The sequence below is a fragment of the Microbacterium paulum genome, assembly GCF_015707995.1.
Classification (GTDB): domain Bacteria; phylum Actinomycetota; class Actinomycetes; order Actinomycetales; family Microbacteriaceae; genus Microbacterium; species Microbacterium paulum.
In genome coordinates this window covers 15,194-33,466 of sequence record NZ_JAAGRY010000038.1, presented here as the reverse complement: position 1 = coordinate 33,466, position 18,273 = coordinate 15,194, and the positions used below count along the sequence as shown (strand labels likewise).

The window sequence follows — 18,273 nt, the reverse complement described above, 5'->3', positions numbered from 1 at the left end:
CGTGCCCGACGAGCGCGCCCGCCTCGGCCGCACCGTCGCCGCGCGCGCCGCGCTGTTCGCCTGAGCCAGCCGCCGCCCCGGACAAGGTGCCGCCCTGGACGAAACTCAGCGCCCGGTGCCGCGGCGATGCCTGCGTGACTCCCGAGCGCTGAGCTGGTCTTCCTTCATTGTCGCGGGGCGTTCAGAGCGTGTCAAGCACCCGTCGCGCCCAGGAATCTGCACGCCATCCGTGCTTGGATGGATGCCATGACTGAAGAGCGCACCAAGCCCGAGTTTGACGCCCCCTCCGGCCCCGCTCCCTCCGAGCTCGTCATCCGCGACATCATCGTCGGTGACGGCGCCGAGGCGAAGCCGGGCGACACCGTCACCGTGCACTACGCCGGCGTCGAGTACGACTCCGGTGAGGAGTTCGACTCGTCGTGGGGTCGTGGTGAGTCGATCCAGTTCCCGCTGCGCGGACTGATCCAGGGCTGGCAGGACGGCATCCCCGGCATGAAGGTCGGCGGACGCCGTGAGCTCGTCATCCCGCCGCACCTGGCCTACGGCCCCGCCGGCGGGCACTTCCTCGGCGGCAAGACCCTGATCTTCATCATCGATCTGCTCGACGTCGGCTGAGCGTTCAGAATTCTTTTATATTCGTAGGAATAGATGGTATGCGGGGGCGTTACACCCCGCAGACCATTCCCCTTTCCCTGAAGGAAGAGACATGACCGACTCCACCAGCACCGTCGACGTTCCCGGCTACAAGGCGGGCACCTGGGTGCTCGACCCCTCGCACAGCGAGGTCACGTTCAGCCTCCGGCACATGATGATCTCCAAGGTCCGCGGCGAGTTCGGCGTCAAGAGCGCCACGATCGAGGCCCCCGAGAACCCGCTCGAGGCGAAGGTGACCGCGTCGGTCGACGCCGCGTCGATCTCGACCAACGACGAGAACCGCGACAAGCACCTGCGCTCGGCCGACTTCTTCGACGTCGAGACCTACCCGACGATCGACTTCGTCTCGACGGGCGTTCGCTACGAGAAGGGCGACTTCCTCGTCGACGGCGACCTCACGATGCACGGCGTCACCAAGCCGGTCACCTTCACGCTCGAGTTCGGCGGCTTCGGCACCGACCCGTACGGCAACTACAAGGCCGGCGCCACCGCGACGACCGTGATCAACCGTGAAGACTTCGGCCTGACCTGGAACGCGGCGCTCGAGACCGGCGGCGTGCTCGTCGGCAAGGACGTCACCATCACGCTCGACCTGCAGGGCTCGATCCAGGACTGAGGCATCCAGCCGCCTGCGAACTTCCGCAGAAGCATGCGAACTCCGCATCCGATCGCTCGATCGGGTGCGGAGTTCGTCGCATTCTGCGGGCTGCGTCAGGGGACCGGGTGCTCCGCGTCATACGCGCGGAAGCCCGGGTTCAGCCGCACCAGCACGCCGACGAGCGCGACGATGACGAGGCCGCCGACGAGCGAGGGAACCCACAGGGCGGTGAGCGTCGCGAGCGTGCCCGCGTAGAGCGCGCCGACGCGCGGACCGCCCGCGACGACGACCATGAACACGCCCTGCAGGCGCCCGCGCATCGTATCGGGGACGGCGGCCTGCATCATCGTGGAACGGTAGATCGCGCTGACGTTGTCGGCGGCGCCGGTGACCGCGAGCGTGATCATCGCCAGCACGATCAGCGCGATGTTGGCGTGCGACTCGTCGACGCGCTCCGGCGCGAACCAGCCGAGCGCGCCGGCCGCGAGCACGAGGCCGAACACGGCGGTCGCCATACCGAACACCTGGATCGAGCGCTGGATGCCGATGCCGTGCCAGCGGTACCGTCCGATCGGGCCGGAGAAGAGGCTCGACGCGAACGCCCCCGCCGCGATCGAGGCGGTGAGGACGCCCGTCGTGATCGGGCCGCCGCCGAGCAGCACGGCGCCGATCGCGGGGAAGAGCGCGATCGGGTGACCGAAGGTCATCGCCGTGATGTCGAGGATGTACTGCAGGCGGATGTTCGGGGCGCGCTTCAGGAATCGCATCCCGTCGCGCAGCGACTCCAGGCCCGGCCGCACGATCTCGCCCTCCGGGCGGATGCGGGGGAGGGCCCACAGGCCCAGGAACAGGCTCGTCATGAGCACGACGTCGATCGAGTAGGTCCACGCGTAGCCCGTGAATGCGACGAGCACGCCCGCGAGCGCGGGGCCCGCCATCACCATGATCCCGACCGTGATGCCCTGCAGGGCCGCGGCGGCCGGGAGCAGCTCGCGGGGGAGCAGTCGCGGCGTGATCGCCGACTTCGTCGCCCCCACGATCGAGTTCGCCGCGGAGTTCACCGCCGACAGGGCGAACAGCCACCCGACGCTCTCGTGCCCCGACCAGGCGAGGATCGCGAGCAGCAGCGTGGAGACGAAGGTCACGGATGCCGCGATCAGCGCGACGAGGCGGCGGTCGAAGGCATCCGCCAGCATCCCTCCGTACAGGCCCGCGATGATCATCGGGACGAGCCCGACGACCGCGACCATCGACACGGCGAACGTGTCGCCGGTGAGCTCGTAGACGTGCAGCATGACCGCGACGATCGTGAGCTGGCCGCCGAGCCCGGCGAGGGTCGAACCGACCCAGAGGCGCGCGAAGGCGGGGCTCACCTGGAACGGGCGGAGGTCGATGAAGTGCTCGCGTCGCAGGCGCGGCAGCGCACGCCGGCGGGTGCGCGGGTCGTCGCGGGTCGGATGCGGCACCCATCGAGCCTACGAGTTCCGCGGGTGGTGTCGGCGCTGGTAGACTCTTCAGGTTGCCGTTGGATCGGCCGCGGATAAAGAGAGCCCACGTATCAGGCGTCGGGCGCCGCGCAACAAAGAGGAAGGGGATCACCTATGGCACTGGAAGCAGACGTCAAGAAGGCGATCATCGAAGAGTACGCGACGCACCCCGGTGACACCGGATCCCCCGAGGTGCAGGTCGCGATGCTGACGCAGCGCATCAAGGACCTCACCGAGCACCTCAAGGAGCACAAGCACGACCACCACTCGCGTCGTGGCCTGTTCCTGCTGGTCGGTCAGCGTCGTCGCCTCCTGGGTTACCTCCAGGACATCGACATCAACCGCTACCGTTCGCTCATCGAGCGTCTGGGCCTGCGTCGCTGAGCATCAGCGTCTAGCGTTCAATCGCGCAGAACATTCTTGGAGAGCCTCCCCACGGTGTGGGGAGGCTCTCGTCGTCTCTCGCCCGTTCCCTACCCCTCGCGAGGAAGAGTGGAGAGGTGAGCGGCGGCGGGTGGATGCCTCGCGGGTGGATGCCTAGGCGCGGGTGGCCAGCAGGTCGGCGTGCCAGCGCTCGGCGACGTCGGGGTGGGCGCGCAGGCGCGACTTGAGCGCGTTCTCGCCGTAGAGGGCGTGGATCGGGTTCGTCGGGTCTTGCGTGACCCCGCGGGCGTGCGCGGCGAGGTCGGCGGGCAGCTCGATCAGCGGCAGCCGTGAGTCGAGTGCCGGGTTGAAGAAGTAAGGCACCGAGATGCGGTCGCCGGGCGCGCGCGGCGAGATGACGCGGTGGTTCGTGGCGATCAGGTAGCCCCCGGTCGCGTACTCGAGCATCTCGCCGATGTTGACCACGAAGGCGCCCTCGACCGGCGGGGCATCCACCCACTCGCCGCCCCGCTGCACCTGCAGTCCGCCCTTGCCGGGCTCGACCCACAGCAGCGTCAGCACGCCCGAGTCTTTGTGCGCGCCGACGCCCTGGCCGGGCTCGGGCTCGTCGGTGCCCGGGTAGCGCACGATCTTCAGCAGCGTCGACGGTTCGCCGAAGTGCTCGTCGAAATACGTCTCGGGTGCGCCGAGCGCGAGCGCCCAGGCCCGCAGCAGCTTGCGGGCGACGCCCGCGAGTTGCTCCTGCCACTTGGTGGCGACCTCGCGCAGCTCGGGCTGGGCGTCGGGCCACAGGTTCGGTCCGATGAGGCGCGCGAAGTCGGGGGCCTCGGGGTCGGTGACGACATCGCGCTCGGGGCCGATGTCGATCTGTTCGCGCCAGTCGACCTTGCCCTGCGTGCGCTCGCCGCCGATGCGCGTGTATCCGCGGAACTGCGGACTGTTCAGATTCTCGATCGCGAGCTTGTCGGCCTCATCGAGCTCGAAGAACTCGCGCGCCGTGCGGTGCAGGCGCGCCTCGAGCTCGGGCGTCACGCCCGTTCCGGTCAGGTAGAAGAACCCGACGTCGTGCGTCGCGGCGCGCAGGTCGTCTCGAAAGCGCGCGGCGGCCTCGGGGCTCTCATCGAGCTGCGACAGGTCGAGGATCGGCAGGGTGAGGTCGGTCATAGAGCGACGATAGGCGGATGCCGAGGCATCCGTCCCTTGTGTTTCGTCGGGTTACCGCGGCGGCCGTGGGCGCCGCGAGCCGGTGGGGTCGGAGCGGTGGCCTTCTCGGCCGGCGAGGGTCGGGTCGGCGAACAGCCACCGCGGGCGGGGTTCGACGAGGGGTCGGAACACGCGCCGCACGGGCTTCGTGGCGAGCGCGAGGGCGATGAGCACCGAGCCCGCGATGACGGCGGGAAGCCACAGCCAGGTCGGTTCGGCGTCGCGCAGAATGTCGGTCTCGCGGAACGGGTAGAGCACGAACGAGTGCAGCAGGTAGACGTACATCGTGTACTGGCCGAAGTGGGTCCACCGGTAGGTGCCGCGGGGGACGAGCGCGAAGAACGCGACCGAGAGCACCAGGGCGATCGCCATAAGCGCGAGCCGCACGGCGCCCGACCACCACGGTCCGCCGAGGTCGGCGTAGCTCGCGTCGTAGAAGAGCCACGCGCGCAGATCGACCGTGCGCCAGAGGTCGACGAAGTACCACGCGACGAAACCGGCGAGGGCGAAGAGGGCGAGCGCTGCGGCCCGCACCCACACACGACGGCGCTGCAGCAGGCGGTAGCGGCGCACGATGTCGTGGTGCGCGAGCCACCAGCCGAGGGTGAAGAAGGGGAGCAGTCCGAGCGTGCGCGACAGCGAGAACGTCGCGTCGATGTCGGCGGAGTAGCCCGCGGCGACGGAGATGGCCACGGTCCACACGAGCGGCCAGCGCAGGAGCGCGAGGTAGGGCAGCACGAGCCGGAAGATCGCGAGCGCGAGCAGGAACCACAGGGTCCACGACGGGCGCGCGGGGTCGGGGTTCGCGTGCCCCTCGACGAGCCACTTGGTGAGGGTCCACAGGGTCTCGAAGATGAGGTACGGCAGCACGATGTCGGTGAGCACCCGCGCCATCTGGCGCTTGCTCGGAGCGTCGCCCTTCGAGAAGTACCCCGAGATGATCGCGAACGCTGGCATGTGGAACGCGTAGATCACGAGGTAGAGCCCGAGTGCGACGTCGCTGCCGTAGGTCAGCCGCTGCACGGCGTGGCCGAGCACGACGAGCACGATGCACGCGAAGCGGGCGTTGTCCCAGAGCGGCACCCGACGCTTCGGCGCGGTGCCGAGGGCGGGGATCGGTGCGGGCTGACTCATCGCTCGACACCCTACGGGAATACCCTGGCAGGGGACGCGTTGCATGAGATACATTCATTTGCATGTATTGGATGCCGAGGCATCCGGGAAGTCAGGATCATCGTGAGCGAGAACACCCCCGCAGCGCCGCAGCAGATGCAGTTCGGCATCATGACGGTCAGCGACATCACCCAGGACCCGATCTCGGGGCACACCCCGAGCGAGGCGGAGCGCATCCAGGCCTCCGTCACGATCGCCAAGCACGCCGAAGAGGTCGGTCTCGACGTCTTCGCCGTCGGCGAGCACCACAACCCGCCGTTCTGGTCGTCCTCGCCGACGACGACCCTCGCCTACATCGCCGCGCAGACCGAGCGGATCATCCTGTCGACCTCGACGACGCTCATCACGACGAACGACCCGGTGAAGATCGCCGAGGACTACGCCATGCTGCAGCACCTCTCCGGCGGGCGCATGGACCTCATGATGGGCCGCGGCAACACCGGTCCCGTCTACCCCTGGTTCGGCAAGGACATCCGCCAGGGGCTGCCCCTCGCGATCGAGAACTACGCGCTGCTGCACAAGCTCTGGCGCGAAGACGTCGTCGACTGGGAGGGCAAGTTCCGCACGCCCCTGCAGGGCTTCACGGCGACCCCGCGCCCCCTCGACGGTGTCGCGCCCTTCGTCTGGCACGGCTCGATCCGCACCCCCGAGATCGCCGAGCAGGCCGCCTATTACGGAGACGGCTTCTTCGCGAACAACATCTTCTGGCCCGCCGAGCACTACCAGCGCCTCATCGGCCTGTACCGCCAGCGCTGGGAGCACTACGGCCACGGCGCCCCCGAGACGGCGATCGTCGGCCTCGGCGGCCAGGCGTTCATGGCGAAGAACTCGCAGGATGCCGTGGCGCAGTTCCGTCCCTACTTCGACAACGCCCCGGTCTACGGCCACGGCCCGAGCCTCGAAGACTTCAGCGAGATGACGCCCCTCACCGTCGGCTCGCCGCAGCAGGTCATCGACCGCTACGCCGGCATGCGCGACCTCTACGGCGACTACCAGCGCCAGCTCTTCCTCATGGACCACGCCGGGCTGCCGCTGAAGACGGTGCTCGAGCAGCTCGACTTCCTCGGCGGCGAAGTGGTGCCGGTGCTGCGCCGCGAGCTCGCGAAGAACCGCCCCGAGGCCGTCCCCGACGCGCCGACCCACGCGGCGCGCGTGCACGCGACCTACGGCGACGGACCCAGCCGTCAGGCGACCCCGCGCGCCAACCGCGGCGACAACCTCTCGGGCCCCTCGCCCTACCAGGACGCTCCGGCACCCGCCGGTGCCGCCTTCGGTGTGGGCGTCGGCGCGGCAGGGGGCGCGCGATGAGCGGCACCGCGCAGAACCGGCGCATCGCCGTCGTCTCGGCGGGCCTGTCGAACCCGTCGTCGACGCGCATGCTCGCCGACCGGCTCGCCGCGGCGACGCTGGCGCAGCTCGCGGAGCGCGGTATCGAGGCATCCGTCGACACGATCGAGTTGCGTGACCTCGCCCACGACATCACCAACAACCTGCTCACGGGCTTCGCGCCGGCCGAGCTCGAGTCGGCGATCAACACGGTGGTTTCGGCCGACGCGCTGATCGTCGTGACGCCGATCTTCTCGACGAGCTATTCGGGACTGTTCAAGTCGTTCATCGACGTGCTCGACCCCGACGCCCTCACCGGAAAGCCCGTGCTCATCGGCGCGAACGCCGGCACCGCGCGGCACTCGCTCGCGATCGACTACGCGATCCGGCCGCTGTTCGCCTACCTGCACGCCGACGCCGTCTCGACGGGTGTGTTCGCCGCGTCGAGCGACTGGGGGTCGGCGGCCGATCAGGTCGCGCCGCTCAGCAGCCGCGTCGAGAAGGGCGCACGCGAACTGGCCGAGGCGGTCGCCCGTCGTGAACCGGCGAAGAGCACCGACCCGTTCGACCCCGACAACTACCTGGGCAGCTTCCAGCGCCTCATGGGCGGTGAGGCCGGCTCGGGCGGCGGGCACCTGCTCGGCGGGCTCGCCGGCGAGTAGTCCGGCGCCGCGCGTCAGGCCGCGCCCGCCCGGTCGAGCGCATCGGCGGCGCCGACCAGGGCGAGGTGCGACGGCGCCCGCGGAAAGTTGCCCACCTGGCGCGCGGCGCCTGGGTCGTACTCCTCCGAGAGGAGCCCCACATCGTTGAGCAGGGCGCTGGCGCGGTCCATCAGGGCGTGCGCATCGTCGAGACGCCCCGTCGCGGCGTACTGCGCCACGAGCCCTCGCGATCGGCCTCGTCGTCGGCAACCTCATCCACCCCGGCACGGGGCTCGACATGAGCTCGGCCACCTACGACGCCTCGACGGTCGAAGCGAAGTCGACCACCGAGTTCCTGATGGGGATCATCCCGACCACCTTCTTCTCGGCCTTCACGGGTGAGAGCGTGCTGCAGGTGCTGTTCATCGCGCTCCTCGTCGGTTTCGCGTTGCAGAAGATGGGACCCAAAGGTGCGCCGATCATGGTGGCGGTGAAGAACCTGCAGGCCCTCGCCTTCCGCATCCTCGGCATGATCCTGTGGCTCGCCCCGATCGGCGCGTTCGGTGCGATCGCCGCCGTCGTGGGCAAGACCGGGTTCGCCGCGATCGTGAGCCTCGGCATCCTGATGGTCGCCTTCTACATCACGTGCGCCGTCTTCATCTTCGCGGTGCTCGGGTCGCTGCTGTACGCCGTGACGCGGGTGAACATCCTGAGCCTCATGAAGTACCTCGGTCGCGAGTACCTGCTGATCGTGGGCACCTCGTCGTCCGAGTCGGCGCTGCCGCGACTCATCGCCGAGATGGAGCACCTCGGCGTCTCGAAGCCCGTCGTCGGCATCACCGTGCCCACCGGGTACTCCTTCAACCTCGACGGCACCGCGATCTACCTCACGATGGCGTCGCTGTTCATCGCCTCGGGCATGGGCGTGCCGATGTCGATTCCCGAGCAGATCGGCCTACTGGTGTTCATGGTGATCGCCTCGAAGGGTGCCGCCGGTGTCACCGGTGCGGGGCTCGCGACCCTCGCCGGCGGCCTGCAGGCCTTCCGCCCCGACCTCGTCAACGGCGTCGGCGTCATCGTCGGCATCGACCGGTTCATGAGCGAGGGCCGGGCCGTGACGAACTTCACCGGCAACGCCGTGGCCACGCTCCTCATCGGCACCTGGACGCGTCAGATCGATCGCGAGCAGGTGCAGGCGGTGCTCTCGGGCCGCGCTCCCTTCGACGAGGCGACGCTCGCCGGCGACGACCACGGAGGCCTGCCCGAGGCGCCCGCGCCCGAGCAGGAGCAGGCGGCGGTGCGCGAACTGCACGAGGCCGGTCGCGCCCTGCGCTGAACGCGCCGCCGCTGACGGCACCGACAGGGCGAGGCCCGGCATCCTTCGGGATGCCGGGCCTCGCCGTGTGGCCGGTCGGTGCGCGATCAGCCGCTCTTGCGGCGGAACTCGCGCTTGGTCACGGCGCCGTGCGTGCCGTGCACCTGGGAGTCGCCGTCGAGGTGCGCCTCACCCTTCCGGTGCTGGGCGTTCTTCTTGTCGAGCGCCTCTTTGAACTTGCGCTTCATCTCATCGGGGGCTGCGGTCTCTTCGCTCATCCCTCCATCCCTCCCTGGAACTTCTCCAGCCCGAGGGCGAAGTCGCGCGACATCTGCAACTTCTCGTACTCGCTGGGCTCGTCTTCGATCGGCGCTTCGGCCTCGGTGTCTCCGCGCGCGAAGGCCTGCTTGCTCTCCGGAACCTGCTCGCTGTCGATGTGCTCGACGCCATCACCGTTCATCGGGACTCCCTCTCTTCTCGATCTCGGTCGGTCTGCTTTTTTCTTCTCGATCTCGGTCGGTCTGCTTTTTCTCACGATAGGCGGGCCGTGCACCCCGCGCCAGGGCGCTCGCCGCCGGGCGTGCCCTGATAGGATCTGAGCGGATGCCGTGTGGCGTCCATGCAATTCCACACTCGAGTCCCTCCCGCGAGGGGCTCAAGGAGCAGGCCGGCAGGAAGCTGGTCCCCTGTGGTGGTCTCCTCGTCGCGCAGCGCCGAGTGGATTTCTACTGGTGGCCAGCGCTGACGACATCGTGCATGAAGGATCGTGTCTCGCGCGTCTGGATCTGCCTGTTCCTGCTCCTTCGCTCGATCTCGCGCACGAAACGCGCGCGCGAGTCTAAACAAAGAAGGAGAGACCTCTTGGAAGGTCCTGAAATCACCGCCGCTGAAGCCGTTCTCGACAACGGCCGCTTCGGCACCCGCACCATCCGCTTCGAGACGGGCCGGCTTGCCCAGCAGGCGCAGGGCGCCGTCGCCGCCTACCTCGACGAAGAGACCATGATCCTGTCGGCGACTTCCGCCGGCAAGCACCCGCGCGAAGGCTTCGACTTCTTCCCGCTGACCGTGGACGTCGAAGAGCGTGCCTACGCCGCCGGCAAGATCCCCGGTTCGTTCTTCCGTCGCGAGGGCCGCCCCTCCACCGAGGCGATCCTCGTCTGCCGCCTCATCGACCGCCCGCTGCGCCCCTCGTTCGTCGAGGGCCTGCGCAACGAGGTGCAGATCGTCGTCACCGTGCTCTCGATCGCCCCGGGCGAGTTCTACGACGCGCTCGCGATCAACGCGGCATCGCTGTCGACGCAGATCTCGGGTCTGCCGTTCTCGGGCCCGATCGCCGGTGTGCGCCTCGCGCTCATCCCCGGTCACGGCGAGCACGCCGACCAGTGGGTCGCGTTCCCGAACGCCGCTCAGGTCGAAGAGGCCGTGTTCGACCTGATGGTCGCGGGCCGTGTGCTCGAAGACGGCGACGTCGCGATCATGATGGTCGAGGCCGAGGCCACCGAGAACAGCTGGAACCTCATCAAGGGCGGCGCCACCAAGCCGTCCGAAGAGGTCGTGGCGCAGGGCCTGGAAGCATCCAAGCCCTTCATCAAGGAGCTCGTCGCCGCGCAGAACGTCGTGGCGAACACCGCCGCGAAGGAGATCCAGCCCTACCCGGTCTTCCCCGCGTACACGCAGCAGACCTACGACTTCGTCGCGGGGCGCGCCTACGACCGCCTCGTGCCGGTGTACCAGATCGCCGACAAGATCGAGCGCCAGAACGCCGACGACGCGATCAAGGACGACGTGAAGGCGCAGCTCGTCGCCGCCGTCGAGGCGGGGGAGCTGCCCGCGACGGCGCTCGCCGAGTTCGGTGGCGCCTACAAGTCGGTCACCAAGACGATCGTGCGCGGCCGCATCCTCAGCGAGGGTGTGCGCATCGACGGTCGTGGCCTGGCCGACATCCGCCCGCTGGATGCCGAGGTTCAGGTCATCCCGCGCGTGCACGGTTCGGCGATCTTCCAGCGCGGCGAGACCCAGATCCTGGGCGTCACGACGCTGAACATGCTGAAGATGGAGCAGCAGATCGACTCGCTGTCGCCCGTCACGCACAAGCGCTACATGCACCACTACAACTTCCCGCCGTACTCGACCGGTGAGACCGGCCGCGTGGGGTCGCCGAAGCGTCGCGAGATCGGGCACGGCTTCCTGGCCGAGCGCGCCCTCGTGCCGGTGCTGCCCAGCCGCGAGGAGTTCCCGTACGCGATCCGTCAGGTCTCCGAGGCCCTCGGGTCGAACGGCTCGACCTCGATGGGTTCGGTGTGCGCCTCGACCCTGTCGCTGCTGAACGCGGGTGTGCCGCTGCGCGCGCCCGTCGCCGGCATCGCGATGGGTCTCGTCTCCGACCAGGTCGACGGTCAGACCCGCTACGCAGCGCTGACCGACATCCTCGGCGCCGAAGACGCGCTCGGTGACATGGACTTCAAGGTCGCCGGTACGAGTGAGTTCGTCACGGCCATCCAGCTCGACACGAAGCTCGACGGCATCCCGTCGTCGGTGCTGACCGCCGCGCTCACGCAGGCCAAGGAGGCCCGCATGACGATCCTCGGTGTTCTCAACGCCGCGATCGACGGCCCCGACGAGATGGCGCCGACCGCGCCGCGCGTGATCAGCGTGCAGATCCCGGTCGACAAGATCGGCGAGCTGATCGGCCCCAAGGGCAAGACGATCAACGCGATCCAGGACGAGACGGGTGCGCAGATCTCGATCGAAGAGGACGGCACCGTCTACATCGGCGCGACCGACGGCCCCTCGGCCGAGGCCGCCCGCGCGCAGGTCAACGCGATCGCGAACCCGACGAACCCGGAGGTCGGCGAGCAGTTCCTCGGAACCGTCGTCAAGATCGCCACGTTCGGCGCGTTCGTCTCGCTCCTGCCCGGCAAGGACGGCCTGCTGCACGTCAGCGAGGTGCGCAAGCTCGCCGGTGGCAAGCGTGTCGAGAACGTCGAAGACGTGCTCGGTGTCGGCCAGAAGATCCTCGTGCGCATCACGAAGATCGACGACCGCGGCAAGCTGTCGCTCGAGCCCGTGCTCGAAGAGGCCGCCGACCAGGAGGGCTCGGCTGCGGCCAGCGAAGGCCCCGGCGACGCGCCCGCCGAAGGCTGATCCCGCTCGCGGCTGAGCCTGTCGAAGGCTGAGCCGCCGAAAGACACGGATGCCCGTTCCCTCCCGTCTCGGAGGGGCGGGCATCCGTTTTTCCCCCGGTCTGTCCCCCATTCGGGGGACATCTGGGCCGATCTGGAGGCGTCGAGATCGAACCGTTATCTAAAGTTCACCGGTCGGTCGCCGCAATGGGCGGACGTGTCGCCGGCCTGCCTTAGCCTCGGTACTACGCATCGGGGGATGCGCAGGACGCAGAGCGACAACAGTCCGCGAGGGGGTGTGACGTGGGATTCTTCGGCGTAGGCACGGCGACACCGAGCGAGCCTTCGGGCGAAGCCGCGAGTGGGGCCTCGGGTTCGCCCTCGGGTCGGCGCGCGAGCGGGATCGCCACGGCGCCCGTCCGCACGGCCGAGGCGCCGCTTCAGCCGCAAGTGCACCCGTCCGCTCCCATCCCCGTCCAGGGCGCCCCTCTCGGCGCAGCCGTACGGGTGCCGCTCGGCGAAACCGGTGCACGCGTCTTCCCGCTCATCCTCGGCGGCGCCGAGTTCGGCTGGCACGTCGACCTCGACGCCGCGCACCGCATTCTCGACGCGTACTACGAGCGCGGGGGCAACGCACTGAACACCTCCGACGCGTATGCGGCCGGCCGGAGCGAGCACATCATCGGCGCGTGGATGTCGCGCCGCGCGGTGCGCGACGACATCGTGCTGGGTGTGCGCGTGGGCACGAACCCCGACCACCCGGGCCTCGGCCCCGTGAACCTCATCCGCGCCGTCGAGGCATCCCTGATGCAGCTGGACACCGACCGCATCGACGTGCTCTACCTCGACGCGACGGGAGACTCCGCCGCGAGGCTCGAAGACACCCTCGCGACCGCGGAGTGGCTGATCGAGTCGGGCAAGGTCCGCGCGATCGGTTCGCTCGGCCTGTCGGCGTCGCAGCTCGTCGAGGCGCGCATCCTCGCCTCGGCGGGCTACCCGCGGCTGATGGTGCTCGACGTGCCGTACAACGTGCTGCGTCAGGGCGAGTTCGACGGCGACCTGAAACTGGTCGCCGGCGCCCAGGGCATCGCGGTCACGCCGTCGCAGGCGCTCGAGCACGGCTACCTCGCCGGTGCGCACCGGTCGCGTGCGCAGGTCGCCGGGTCGGTGCGCGGCTCGCAGCTGGCCGCGGCGATGAACCGTCGCGGCACGCGCACGCTGCGCGCGATGGACCGGATCGCCGCCGAGCTGTCGATCCCCACCTCGGCGGTCGCGATCGCGTGGCTGCTCGCGCAGCGGACGGTCGTCGCCCCCATCGTGAACGTCTATGCCGTCGCGCACGTCGACGAGCTCATGCAGGGCGTCGGTGCGAAGCTGAGCCGTTCGCAGCTCGCCGAGATCGCGCGGGCAGCCCAGTAGCGCGAATTCTCTGCTGACGTAGGCTGAGGGGAGCCCCCCCCGAAGAGATGAGCCTGCCGTGACGCACTATCTGTACCTCGTGCGCCATGGCGAGCACCTCGACGCCGAGCACGGTCTCGAAGACGGACCGCTCTCGCCTCGCGGGCGTCGACAGGCCGAGCTGCTGGCCGACCGGCTGTCGGGTGTGCCGCTCGACGCGCTGTGGCACTCGCCCCTCGAGCGGGCCGCCGAGACCGCGCGCGCCGTCGCGGTGCGGCTGCCGGCGGTGACGCCGCAGGCGTCGTCGCTCTTGTTCGACTGCATCCCGACCGGCATGACGCCCGAGACCCCCGGCGTCTACGAGTCGTTCTTCGGCTCGTACACCGACGCCGAGATCGAGGCGGGGCGCGCGCAGATGGATGACGCGGTCGGAGAGTTCCTCGTGCGCAAGCCCGCGACGCACGAGCTTCTCATCACCCACAACTTCGTGATCGCGTGGTTCGTGCGTGCCGTGCTCGACGCGCCGCAGTGGCGCTGGCTGACGATCAACCAGGCCCACTGCGGACTCACCGTGCTGGCGCAGCGCCCCGGCCGCCCGTGGACCCTCGTGTCGCACAACGACCTGTCGCACCTGCCGATGGAGCTGCGCACCGGCCTTCCCGAGGTGCCGCCGGTCTGACTCGGCCTCAGAGCGTCTTGCCGTACCAGCGAGTCGCGTTGGGGTTGTCGTTGTAGGGGTCGATCGCGACGAACCCGCTGCGGGCGTACAGGCCGCCGGCCGCCTCCAGGGTGTGGTGCGTGTCGAGCACGAGGTCGGCGGCGCCCCATGCGCGCGCCTGCGCCTCGAGACCTTCGAGCAGCACGCGAGCCCAGCCGCGACCGCGCGTCGACGGGTCGAGGTACAGGTGCTTCACCTCGTAGCGCACGCCCTGCGGCCCGTCGGCGATGCGTCGGATGCCTCCGCATCCGACGTCGCGCCCATCGTCGTCGACCGCGACGAAGAAGACTCCGGCCGGCGGTGTGAAGACGGATGCCTCGGGGAACACCGGCTGGTACGCCTGACCGGCGGGGAACGCCTCGGCGCGCATCGCGAAGTAGTCGGTGAGCAGGCGCCGGGCTCGCGGATCATCGGTGGCAAGCGGCACGAGGGTGACCATGCTCCGAGCGTATCCCGAGGCGGTGACCGCCTAGTCTGGAGGCATGACTCCCGCAGGTAGCACGACGAGAGTGGCCCTCGTGGGCGGAACAGGCAAGCTCGGCGGCATCATCCGCTCGGTCATCGACGCCGAACCGGGTTTCGAGGTCGTCGCGGTGCTCGGATCGCAGAGCGACCTGAGCGAGCTCGACAGCGCCGATCTCGTCGTCGATGCCTCGACCCCGAGCGTCTCGATCGACGTCGTGCGCGCCGCGATCGAGCGTGGCCTCAACGTGCTCGTCGGCACGTCGGGCTGGTCGAACGAACGCATCGCCCTCGTGCGCCCGCTCGTCGAGGCGGCCGGCACCGGCGCCGTGTTCATCCCGAACTTCTCGCTCGGCTCGGTCATCGGCACGGCGCTCGCCGCCGCCGCCGCACCCCACTTCCCGGCGATCGAGATCGTCGAGGCGCACCGCGAGACGAAGGTCGATTCGCCGAGCGGCACGGCTGTGCGCACCGCGGAGCTCATCGCGGCGGCGCGCGCCGAGGTCGGCCCCGTCGCCTCGCCGCACGTCGATCAGCGCGCCCGCGGCCAGCAGGTCGCGAGTGTGCCGATCCACTCGCTGCGCCGACCCGGTGTCATCGCCCGGCAAGAGACGATCCTCTCCGGCCCGGGTGAGAGCCTCACGATCGTGCACGACACCGTCGATCCCGCGCTGGCCTATGCCCCGGGCATCCGTGTCGCCCTCGCCGCGGCGCGCGATGCCCGCGGTGTCACGGTCGGTCTCGATGCGCTCATCGATCTCGGACTCCGCCCGCGCGCCGCGTCATCGCGCCACGAGGCACCCCTCGACGAGGGCGGGGTGCCCGGCCAGGTCGCGCGGGCCACCGGCGCATGAGCGCACGCATCGGCGTCGCCGTCATGGCGGTGCTGCTGGCGCTGTACATCGTGCTCGTCGCGCAGCGCGCGTGGCTGCTGCTCGTCTCGGGTCAGCCGATCGGCGTCGCCATGGGGGTGGCGCTCATCGTGCTGCCGCTCATCGCGGCGTGGGCGCTGTGGCGCGAGCTGTCGTTCGGGCTCGACACCCAGCGCCTCGCACGGCTGCTCGAGGCCGAACACGCGCTGCCGACCGAAGAGGTCGACGTGCGCCCGAGCGGTCGCCCCGACCGGTCGCAGGCCGACGAACTCTTTCCCCGCTACCGGGCAGACGTCGAGGAGCACCCCGACGACTGGCGGGCGTGGTTCCGGCTGGGACTCGCGTACGACGGAGCGGGTGACCGCCCGCGCGCGCGGCAGGCGATGCGCACCGCGATCCGGTTCGAGAAGGCTCAGCGCCGCTGAGGACAGCCCCTCAGGCAGCGGGTCAGCCGGCGGGGACGGCTGCGGCCACGGCATCCTCGACCGTCGGGTGGCGGAACGCGAAGCCGGATGCCTCGAGCCGCTCGGGCACGACGTTCATGTCGCTGAGCAGCAGCGCGTCGGCGGCGTCGCGGCCGAGGGCGAGGCGCAGCCCCCACGCCGGTGCGCGCAGAAGGAACGGACGGTTCATGCGTCGTGCCAACGCGAAGCCGAGGTCGTTCGCCGTCGCCCGGGTCGGGCCCGTGAGGTTGACGGGGCCGTCGAGGTCGCTGTCGATCACGTGCCGGATGGCGCGCACCTCGTCGTCGAGCGAAATCCACGGCCAGGCCTGTGTGCCGCGCCCGATCGGCCCGGACAGGCCGAATCGGGTGAGCGTCGTGAGCGGCTTCAGCACGCCCTCGGCATGCACCACCGGCGCCGTGCGCAGGAGCGCCACCCGGGCGAGCGGGCCCGCGCCGCGCGCGGCGACCTCCCACTCACCGCACAGATCCGCGAGAAACGACTCGCCGCGGCGCGATTGCTCGGTGAGGCGCTCGCCGGGAACGGCGGGCTGGGTGGGGTAGTAGCCGACGGCCGAAGCAGACACGAACGAGGGCGCTTCATCGCCGAGGGCCCTCACGGCGGCGGCCAGTGCTTGCGTGGGAGCGAGTCGCGACCACACCAGTTCGTGCTTGTAGCGCCGCGTCCACGGAAAGCGCCCGATGCTCGCGCCACCGAGCGCGACCACGGCGCGCGCTCCCGCGAGCACCGACGGGTCGAGGGGCGTGCGCTGCGGGTCCCACGACACCTCGCCTTGCGCCTCCGCCTCGCGGCGGACGAGCCGCGTCACCTCGACGCCGTCGGCGCGCAGCGACGCGACCAGTGCGCGGCCGATCAGACCCGACGAGCCCGAGACGACGACGCGCGCGGCGGAATCAGGCAAGCGACGCCTCGAGGGTGATCTCGATGCCCTTCAGGGCCGCAGAGACGGGGCATCCGCTCTTCGCCTCGTCCGCGAGGCGCGCGAAGTCTTCGGCCGACAGTCCCGGCACGACCGCGTTGACGTTCAGGTGCGACCCCGTGATACCGGTGCCGGGGATGAAGGTGACCGACGCGGTCGTCTCGATCGACTCGGGCGGGGTGCCGTTCTGGGTGAGCGCGTTCGAGAGCGCCATGCTGAAGCACGAGGAATGCGCCGCGGCGATGAGCTCTTCGGGCGTCGTCACCGAGGTGGAACCCTCGCTGCGGGCCTTCCAGTCGACCGCGAACGGGCCCTGGTTCGAGCTTTCCAGCGCGACCTCGCCCGACCCTTCGAAGAGGGTTCCCTTCCAGGTGGTGCTCGCTTCGCTCGTGACGCTCATGATGTCTCCCTCGGGTGTGCCGGGTGTCGTGGACTGTCTGCGGCGCGGGCAGCGCCTGCGACGAGCCTAGACGGCCGGGCCGGGCGAGGGGAGGGGCTTGCGCAGCGTCGTGCGCTCAGGCAGTGGCGGCGCGGCCGACGATGCCGGCGCGCTGCAGCAGCAGGTACAGCTGGCATCCGAGGCACAGGCCGAACACCGCGTTGAGGAACGCGGCGACGAACGCGAGCGCCGCGGCGATCGGCAGCGCCCACGGCACCCCGGCGAGGTGCAGCACGAGCCCCATGGTGGTCACGAACAGGCCGACACCCTGCGCGAAGCGCGGCGGGCGCGGGTCTTCGAGATCGGTCGGCGGAGCGAGGCGCGGCTGGATCAGTCGGCGATACAGCACGCTCCACGGCTGCGTGCGCGGCGACAACACACCCCAGAGGAACAGCAGCGCGATCACGAGCAGCAGGATGAACCCCGGGTCGGCGGCGCGCTCCGCGACGGTGGTCGCGGTCTTCGCCGTAGAAGTGCCGGTGAGCGCGAGCAGAGTCGCGATGGCCAGCAGCACGGTCGTGATGGATGCCGCGAAGCGCGGCCCGCGCGGGTCGATCCCCTTCGGGGTGCGAGCGTCAGACATGGGCATCCTCCGTGGTCACGCGGGAAAGCTCCAACCGGACGGCTTCTCGGCTGGGGGTGCCGCCGAAGCGCGTCTGTACGACGCCGTGGCGGTCGAGGATGAGGGTCGTGGGCGTCTGCAGCACGTGGAAGTGCTTCGCGATGTCGGGGCGGTGGGTGAGGTCGACGTCGAGGTGCAGCACACCGTCGCGTTCGTCGGCGATCGACCCGAGCATGCGGTGGACCCCCGGGCAGCGACTGCACATCTCGGTGCTGAACTGCAGCAGCGTGGCCTGCTCGCCGAGGGCGTCGGCGCCGAAACGCTGCGGGTCGACGACCTCGCCCGGATCGACGTTGCGCGGCTTGTTCTGACGCCACCGCACGAACCCGCCGACACCGATCGTCACGGCGAGCAGGGCCGTGAGCACGATGATGGCATCTGACAGGGTCACAGGCGATCAGCCTAACGGGGTCGGCCTGGTAAGCGGCCGAATCGCCCTTGTATGACGAGGCGGCCGTCACATTCCGCCACGGCCC

At 69.9% G+C, this 18,273-nt stretch carries 20 protein-coding genes and 2 pseudogenes; 11 read left to right on the top strand and 11 right to left on the bottom strand.

The window, feature by feature from the left end:
- The first annotated feature begins 246 nt into the window (after window positions 1–246).
- Both G3N18_RS10135 and G3N18_RS10130 read left to right on the top strand, forming a co-directional pair.
- The gene (locus G3N18_RS10135; RefSeq protein ID WP_196384158.1) at window positions 247–615 is read left to right on the top strand and encodes an FKBP-type peptidyl-prolyl cis-trans isomerase; all 369 of its coding nucleotides are present in this window, start codon (window positions 247–249) and stop codon (window positions 613–615) included.
- A gap of 91 nt (window positions 616–706) precedes the next feature.
- A complete protein-coding gene (locus G3N18_RS10130) occupies window positions 707–1,270 on the top strand; it encodes a YceI family protein (RefSeq protein WP_196384157.1) in 564 nt (187 codons plus the stop codon).
- Between the two features lie 95 nt (window positions 1,271–1,365).
- Here G3N18_RS10130 and G3N18_RS10125 read toward each other — a convergent pair whose 3' ends face one another.
- Window positions 1,366–2,718 (bottom strand): MFS transporter, encoded by a 1,353-nt coding sequence (locus G3N18_RS10125; protein WP_420827091.1) that lies wholly within the window; start codon window positions 2,716–2,718, stop codon window positions 1,366–1,368.
- 135 nt (window positions 2,719–2,853) lie between these two features.
- Here G3N18_RS10125 and rpsO point away from each other — a divergent pair, with 135 nt between their 5' ends.
- The gene (rpsO, locus tag G3N18_RS10120) at window positions 2,854–3,123 is read left to right on the top strand and encodes a 30S ribosomal protein S15 (protein ID WP_005048780.1); all 270 of its coding nucleotides are present in this window, start codon (window positions 2,854–2,856) and stop codon (window positions 3,121–3,123) included.
- Window positions 3,124–3,276: 153 nt separating this feature from the next.
- Here the strand turns inward: rpsO and G3N18_RS10115 are convergent, their stop codons facing one another.
- Window positions 3,277–4,287 carry an isopenicillin N synthase family dioxygenase gene (locus tag G3N18_RS10115; RefSeq protein ID WP_196384156.1) on the bottom strand — a complete coding sequence of 337 codons (1,011 nt, stop codon included), beginning with the start codon at window positions 4,285–4,287 and terminating at the stop codon, window positions 3,277–3,279.
- A gap of 51 nt (window positions 4,288–4,338) precedes the next feature.
- Window positions 4,339–5,460: an acyltransferase family protein gene (locus tag G3N18_RS10110; protein WP_196384155.1), complete on the bottom strand. Its 1,122-nt coding sequence runs from the start codon at window positions 5,458–5,460 to the stop codon at window positions 4,339–4,341.
- 135 nt (window positions 5,461–5,595) lie between these two features.
- On the opposite strand from G3N18_RS10110, the gene G3N18_RS10105 reads away from it, so the two are divergent.
- Both G3N18_RS10105 and G3N18_RS10100 read left to right on the top strand, forming a co-directional pair.
- Window positions 5,596–6,807, top strand: a complete 1,212-nt coding sequence (locus G3N18_RS10105) for an LLM class flavin-dependent oxidoreductase (RefSeq protein ID WP_206693143.1) — start codon at window positions 5,596–5,598, stop codon at window positions 6,805–6,807.
- Window positions 6,804–7,487 (top strand): FMN reductase, encoded by a 684-nt coding sequence (locus G3N18_RS10100; RefSeq protein WP_196384153.1) that lies wholly within the window; start codon window positions 6,804–6,806, stop codon window positions 7,485–7,487. The genes G3N18_RS10105 and G3N18_RS10100 overlap by 4 nt, the downstream gene beginning before the upstream one ends.
- A gap of 14 nt (window positions 7,488–7,501) precedes the next feature.
- On the opposite strand, the pseudogene G3N18_RS10095 reads toward G3N18_RS10100, so the two are convergent.
- Window positions 7,502–7,708 (bottom strand): annotated as a pseudogene (locus tag G3N18_RS10095) (glycoside hydrolase family 15 protein); the annotation flags it as partial.
- Here G3N18_RS10095 and G3N18_RS10090 point away from each other — a divergent pair.
- Window positions 7,708–8,802 (top strand): annotated as a pseudogene (locus G3N18_RS10090) (cation:dicarboxylate symporter family transporter); the annotation flags it as partial. The pseudogenes G3N18_RS10095 and G3N18_RS10090 sit on opposite strands and share 1 nt — an antisense overlap.
- 86 nt (window positions 8,803–8,888) lie before the next feature.
- Here the strand turns inward: G3N18_RS10090 and G3N18_RS10085 are convergent.
- Both G3N18_RS10085 and G3N18_RS10080 read right to left on the bottom strand, forming a co-directional pair.
- Complete coding sequence (locus G3N18_RS10085; protein ID WP_196384152.1) at window positions 8,889–9,059, bottom strand: DUF5302 domain-containing protein; 171 nt, start codon at window positions 9,057–9,059, stop codon at window positions 8,889–8,891.
- Window positions 9,056–9,241 (bottom strand): hypothetical protein, encoded by a 186-nt coding sequence (locus G3N18_RS10080; RefSeq protein ID WP_196384151.1) that lies wholly within the window; start codon window positions 9,239–9,241, stop codon window positions 9,056–9,058. Before G3N18_RS10080 ends, G3N18_RS10085 begins: the two co-directional genes overlap by 4 nt.
- 401 nt (window positions 9,242–9,642) lie before the next feature.
- Between G3N18_RS10080 and G3N18_RS10075 the strand changes: the two genes are divergently transcribed.
- The 3 genes from G3N18_RS10075 (at window position 9,643) to G3N18_RS10065 (ending at window position 13,980) form a co-directional block, all read left to right on the top strand.
- The gene (locus tag G3N18_RS10075) at window positions 9,643–11,925 is read left to right on the top strand and encodes a polyribonucleotide nucleotidyltransferase (protein ID WP_196384150.1); all 2,283 of its coding nucleotides are present in this window, start codon (window positions 9,643–9,645) and stop codon (window positions 11,923–11,925) included.
- Window positions 11,926–12,305: 380 nt separating this feature from the next.
- Window positions 12,306–13,322, top strand: coding sequence for an aldo/keto reductase (locus G3N18_RS10070; RefSeq protein WP_196384161.1), 1,017 nt, complete (start codon window positions 12,306–12,308; stop codon window positions 13,320–13,322).
- A 58-nt stretch (window positions 13,323–13,380) separates the two neighbouring features.
- Window positions 13,381–13,980: a histidine phosphatase family protein gene (locus G3N18_RS10065; RefSeq protein ID WP_196384149.1), complete on the top strand. Its 600-nt coding sequence runs from the start codon at window positions 13,381–13,383 to the stop codon at window positions 13,978–13,980.
- A 7-nt stretch (window positions 13,981–13,987) separates the two neighbouring features.
- On the opposite strand, the gene G3N18_RS10060 is transcribed toward G3N18_RS10065, so the two are convergent.
- Window positions 13,988–14,458: a GNAT family N-acetyltransferase gene (locus G3N18_RS10060; RefSeq protein ID WP_196384148.1), complete on the bottom strand. Its 471-nt coding sequence runs from the start codon at window positions 14,456–14,458 to the stop codon at window positions 13,988–13,990.
- A gap of 43 nt (window positions 14,459–14,501) precedes the next feature.
- Between G3N18_RS10060 and dapB the strand changes: the two genes are divergently transcribed.
- The gene (gene dapB, locus G3N18_RS10055) at window positions 14,502–15,335 is read left to right on the top strand and encodes a 4-hydroxy-tetrahydrodipicolinate reductase (RefSeq protein ID WP_196384147.1); all 834 of its coding nucleotides are present in this window, start codon (window positions 14,502–14,504) and stop codon (window positions 15,333–15,335) included.
- A complete protein-coding gene (locus tag G3N18_RS10050) occupies window positions 15,332–15,778 on the top strand; it encodes a hypothetical protein (RefSeq protein ID WP_196384146.1) in 447 nt (148 codons plus the stop codon). The genes dapB and G3N18_RS10050 overlap by 4 nt, the downstream gene beginning before the upstream one ends.
- A gap of 22 nt (window positions 15,779–15,800) precedes the next feature.
- Here the strand turns inward: G3N18_RS10050 and G3N18_RS10045 are convergent, their stop codons facing one another.
- From G3N18_RS10045 to G3N18_RS10030, 4 genes are all read right to left on the bottom strand, one after another.
- The gene (locus G3N18_RS10045) at window positions 15,801–16,718 is read right to left on the bottom strand and encodes a TIGR01777 family oxidoreductase (protein ID WP_196384145.1); all 918 of its coding nucleotides are present in this window, start codon (window positions 16,716–16,718) and stop codon (window positions 15,801–15,803) included.
- Window positions 16,711–17,136, bottom strand: coding sequence for an OsmC family peroxiredoxin (locus tag G3N18_RS10040; protein WP_196384144.1), 426 nt, complete (start codon window positions 17,134–17,136; stop codon window positions 16,711–16,713). Before G3N18_RS10040 ends, G3N18_RS10045 begins: the two co-directional genes overlap by 8 nt.
- A 115-nt stretch (window positions 17,137–17,251) precedes the next feature.
- Complete coding sequence (locus tag G3N18_RS10035; RefSeq protein ID WP_196384143.1) at window positions 17,252–17,758, bottom strand: DUF4395 domain-containing protein; 507 nt, start codon at window positions 17,756–17,758, stop codon at window positions 17,252–17,254.
- A complete protein-coding gene (locus G3N18_RS10030; RefSeq protein WP_196384142.1) occupies window positions 17,751–18,188 on the bottom strand; it encodes a thioredoxin domain-containing protein in 438 nt (145 codons plus the stop codon). The genes G3N18_RS10035 and G3N18_RS10030 overlap by 8 nt, the downstream gene beginning before the upstream one ends.
- Between the last annotated feature and the right edge of the window lie 85 nt (window positions 18,189–18,273).